Source organism: Allobosea sp. CER48, assembly GCF_044752385.1.
Taxonomy (GTDB): domain Bacteria; phylum Pseudomonadota; class Alphaproteobacteria; order Rhizobiales; family Beijerinckiaceae; genus Allobosea.
Genome location: NZ_JBIWYK010000249.1, coordinates 1 through 4,635 on the forward strand (window position 1 = coordinate 1; position 4,635 = coordinate 4,635).

3 protein-coding genes are annotated in these 4,635 nt (G+C 67.2%); 1 reads left to right on the forward strand and 2 read right to left on the reverse strand.

Annotation, left to right across the window (positions count from 1 at the left end):
* Window positions 1-61: 61 nt before the first annotated feature.
* Window positions 62-628, reverse strand: a complete 567-nt coding sequence (locus tag ACIPIA_RS10635) for a biotin transporter BioY (RefSeq protein ID WP_400509281.1) — start codon at window positions 626-628, stop codon at window positions 62-64.
* A gap of 133 nt (window positions 629-761) precedes the next feature.
* A complete protein-coding gene (locus ACIPIA_RS10640; protein ID WP_400509283.1) occupies window positions 762-1,430 on the reverse strand; it encodes a GntR family transcriptional regulator in 669 nt (222 codons plus the stop codon).
* Window positions 1,431-1,641: 211 nt separating this feature from the next.
* Here ACIPIA_RS10640 and uvrA point away from each other — a divergent pair, with 211 nt between their 5' ends.
* Window positions 1,642-4,611: an excinuclease ABC subunit UvrA gene (gene uvrA / locus ACIPIA_RS10645; RefSeq protein WP_400509284.1), complete on the forward strand. Its 2,970-nt coding sequence runs from the start codon at window positions 1,642-1,644 to the stop codon at window positions 4,609-4,611.
* Window positions 4,612-4,635: the final 24 nt, after the last annotated feature.

Consider the following 4,635-nt stretch of genomic DNA (forward strand, 5'->3'; position numbering starts at 1 on the left):
AAAAAGAAAACCCGGCAGGCCAGAGGCCCGCCGGGTCGCGAACAAGGAACCGCGATGCGCCTCAGCCGCGGGGCGCGAAGGCCTTGAGCGTGGTGGCGGCCAGGGCCGACTTCAGGACGGCGCCGAGGACGAACGGCGTCGCGCCGACGGCGATCGCCTTGGACAGGCCGATCAGGGTGGCCAGCCAGGCCACGCCGAGCACCAGGCAAAGCGCGTTGGCGGCCAGCATCGACGCGAAGGCGAAACCGACGCGGCTGCCGTTCCAGCCGCGTTCGGCAAGCCAGCCGGCCAGGGCCGCGGCGAAGGGGAAGGCCAGCAGGTAGCCCGCCGTCGGGCCGGCGAAATAAGCGGCACCGCCAGCAGCTCCGGCGAGGACCGGCAGCCCGACGCAACCCTGCAGCAGCCATGCGATGACGGTGACGGCACCGAGGCGCCAGCCATAGAGCGCGCCGATCAGCGGCACCGCGAAGGTCTGCATCGTCATCGGCACCGGATACATCGGCACCTTGATCTGTGAGGACAACGCCAGCAGCAGGCTGCCGACGATCACGGCCCCGGCCCGCCAGGCGAGCGAACGGCTTTCCAGCCGCAGCGGGCTGAAGGGACGGCTGAGAGCAAGATCGGTCATGGTCTTTCCTTCGTCGCGATCAAAATTATCTATAATCTTGATCTTTGATCTATGATGGAGGCCATATCTCGCCGGAAAAGGCAAGCGCACCTCCCGCCCCGCCTGCTGGAACCATGCGGACAACCGCCGCGGCTCAGCCGACGATGGCGAAGGCGCCTCGCGTCGCGCCGGATGCCGTCCTGACCGGCCGCTCGCCGATCCACTGGGCATGCCGCGCCAGCGTCGCTGTCGCGGTTTCCAGGTCGCCGCTGCGCAGCGCATTGAGGATGGTGCGATGGTCGTGATCGGTGCGGGACTCCCATTCCGAGCGCCAGGCCGAGAACAGGAAGCGCGCGCTCGCGGCATGCAGATCGTCGATGGTGGCGAGCAGGCGCTTCATGCCGCAGGGCGCGACCAATGTGCGGTGGAAGCGACGATTCGCCTCCTCCCAGGCCCGGACATCGGTGGCCGCGTCGCAATCCCGCCGCGCCTGCTCGGCCTGGTCGAGGATGGCGGCGGTGAGATGCGGCGCGGCATGGCGCAGCGCCAGCACCTCGAGCGCGGCGCGCATCGCCGCGACCTCCTTGACCTCGGACAGGTCGAAGGAGGCGACGCGGACGCCGCGGCGCGGCTCGCTGATCGCCAGACCCTGCGCCTCCAGCCGTCGGAAGGCCTCGCGCACGGGAACGTGGCTGGTCGCGAATTCCTCGGCGATGTGGTCCTGCCGCAGGCGCGCCCCCGGCTCGATCGCTCCGGCGATGATCCGCTCGGCCAATGCCCTGGCGATGCGGACCGCGATGGTGTCTTCGGCAGGCTTCGTCATGATTTATAGATAATTCGGCAACGCCGCGAAGTCGATTGTGATCGGCCGGATCATCCCCACATGAAGGCCTCGCCGATCCTGACGTTTTCTGTCAGGACGACGGCAGCAGCCGGGACGGCTGCGTGCTATTCATGCCGGGCAGATCGCCGTGTGGCTGGAAAGGCCCGGCATTTGCCCTATCTGTAGTGCTTCTCCTCGACCGGACGCCCCGATGGCCCGCAAGACCGATACCGCCGCTGCCCAGGCCGCTGCGCTGGAAGACATGTTCGACCGCAACCGCGCGGCCGATCCGAATTCGCGCGCCATCACCGTGCGCGGCGCGCGCGAGCACAATCTCAAGAATGTCGACCTCGCGATCCCGCGCGACAAGCTCGTGGTCTTCACCGGCCTCTCCGGCTCGGGCAAGTCCTCGCTCGCCTTCGACACGATCTATGCCGAGGGCCAGCGCCGCTATGTCGAGTCGCTCTCGGCCTATGCCCGCCAGTTCCTCGAGATGATGCAGAAGCCCGATGTCGACCAGATCGACGGGCTCTCCCCGGCGATCTCGATCGAGCAGAAGACGACCTCGAAGAACCCGCGCTCGACAGTCGGCACCGTCACCGAGATCCACGACTACATGCGCCTGCTCTGGGCGCGCGCCGGCATCCCCTATTCCCCCGCGACCGGCCTGCCGATCGAGAGCCAGACCGTCCAGCAGATGGTCGACCGGCTGACCGAGCTGCCGGAGAAGACGCGCGGCTACCTGCTCGCGCCCGTCGTGCGCGGCCGCAAGGGCGAGTTCCGCAAGGAAATGGCCGAGTGGCTGAAGCGCGGCTTCCAGCGCGTCAAGGTCAATGGCGAATTCTACGAGATCCCGGACGCGCCGGCGCTGGACAAGAAGTTCAAGCACGATATCGACGTGGTCGTGGACCGCATCGTGATCCGGCCCGATCTCGGCGCCCGCCTCGCCGACTCGCTGGAGCAGGCGCTGGAGCTGACCGACGGCATCGCCGTCTTCGAATATGCCGACGAGAAGGAGGAGAATGGCGAGGCCCGCCGCGTCACCTTCTCCTCGAAATTCGCCTGCCCGGTCTCCGGCTTCACCATTCCCGAGATCGAGCCCCGGCTGTTCTCGTTCAACAACCCGTTCGGCGCCTGCCCGGTCTGCGACGGCCTCGGCCACGAGATGCGGATCGACCCGGACATGATCGTCCCCGACCATTCGCTGACGCTGAAGAAGGGCGCGATCGCCCCCTGGGCCAAGTCGACCTCGCCCTATTACGGCCAGACGCTGGAAGCGCTCGCGAAGCATTTCGGCTTCTCGATGACAAAGCCCTGGTCGGAGCTGCCCGAGGCCGCCCGAAAGGCGATCCTGTTCGGCACCGGCACCGAGCCCGTGCGCATGGCCTACAATGACGGCCTGCGCAGCTACGAGGTGAAGAAGCCCTTCGAGGGCGTCATCACCAATATGGAGCGGCGCTGGAAGGAGACGGAGTCGGACTGGGCGCGCGAGGAGATCGGCCGCTTCATGTCCGAGACGCCCTGCGCCGCCTGCGACGGCTACCGCCTCAAGCCCGAGGCGCTGGCGGTGAAGATCGACATGCGCCATATCGGCGAGGTCTCGAAGCTCTCGGTCCGGGACGCGCTGGACTGGGTCACCGCCCTGCCCGCCCGGCTCTCGAAGAAGCAGAACGAGATCGCCCCGCGCATCCTCAAGGAGATCCGCGACCGGCTGACCTTCCTGCTCGATGTCGGGCTCGAATACCTCACCCTCGCCCGCGCCTCCGGCACGCTCTCGGGCGGCGAGAGCCAGCGCATCCGCCTCGCGTCGCAGATCGGCTCGGGGCTCACCGGCGTGCTCTACGTGCTGGACGAGCCCTCGATCGGTCTGCACCAGCGCGACAACGAGCGCCTGCTCGGAACGCTGCGCCGGCTAAGGGATCTCGGTAACACCGTGATCGTGGTCGAGCATGACGAGGACGCGATCCTGACGGCGGATTACGTCGTCGATGTCGGCCCCGGCGCCGGCATCCATGGCGGCGAGATCGTCGCCAGGGGTACGCCGCAGGACATCCTGGACGATCCGAATTCGCTTACCGGCAAATACCTGACCGGCGAGATGTCGGTGCCGGTGCCGGCCAAGCGCCGCAAGCCGCAGAAGGGCCGCAGCCTCAAGATCGTCGGCGCGCGCGGCAACAACCTGCGCAATGTCGATGTCGAGATCCCGCTGGGGATGTTCACCTGCATCACCGGCGTCTCCGGCGGCGGCAAGTCGACGCTGGTGATCGACACGCTCTACAAGGCTGTGGCGCGCAAACTGAACGGCTCGATCGAGCACCCGGCCCCGCATGACCGCATCGAGGGCATGGAGCATCTCGACAAGGTCATCGACATCGACCAGTCGCCGATCGGCCGCACGCCGCGCTCGAACCCGGCGACCTATACCGGCGCCTTCACGCCGATCCGCGAATGGTTTGCCGGCTTGCCGGAGGCGAAGGCGCGCGGCTACCAGGCCGGCCGCTTCTCGTTCAACGTCAAGGGCGGCCGCTGCGAGGCCTGCCAGGGCGACGGCGTCATCAAGATCGAGATGCACTTCCTGCCGGATGTCTACGTCACCTGCGACGTCTGCAAGGGCAAGCGCTACGATCGCGAGACGCTGGAGGTGAAATACCGGGAGAAGTCGATCGCGGATGTGCTCGACATGTCGGTCGAGGAGGCCAAGGACCTGTTCAAGGCCGTGCCCTCGATCCGCGACAAGATGGTGACGCTGGCGCGCGTCGGGCTCGACTATGTCAAGGTCGGCCAGCAGGCGACGACGCTCTCGGGCGGCGAGGCGCAGCGCGTCAAGCTCTCCAAGGAATTGTCGAAGCGCGCCACCGGCCGCACGCTCTACATCTTGGACGAGCCGACGACCGGCCTGCATTTCCACGACGTCGCCAAGCTCATGGAGGTGCTGCACGAGCTGGTCGACCAGGGCAATTCGGTGGTGGTGATCGAGCACAATCTCGAGGTGGTGAAGACCGCCGACTGGGTGATCGACATGGGCCCCGAAGGCGGCGACGGCGGCGGCCAGGTGGTGGCGCAGGGCACGCCGGAGGACATCGTCCGCATCGGCAAAGGCCACACCGCGCGCTTCCTCAAGGAAGTGCTGGAGCGGCGGCCGATCAAGAAGGGCAAGGTGCAGCGGCAGGCGGCGGAGTAAAAAAGGCGCTAGGAACGGAAGCTA

What these genes read in the sequence shown, in the direction of transcription:
- ACIPIA_RS10640 (WP_400509283.1), bottom strand. Translation starts at nt 1,430, where the DNA reads ATGACGAAGCCTGCCGAAGACACCATCGCGGTCCGCATCGCCAGGGCA.
- ACIPIA_RS10635 (WP_400509281.1), bottom strand. Translation starts at nt 628, where the DNA reads ATGACCGATCTTGCTCTCAGCCGTCCCTTCAGCCCGCTGCGGCTGGAA.
- uvrA (WP_400509284.1), top strand. Translation starts at nt 1,642, where the DNA reads ATGGCCCGCAAGACCGATACCGCCGCTGCCCAGGCCGCTGCGCTGGAA.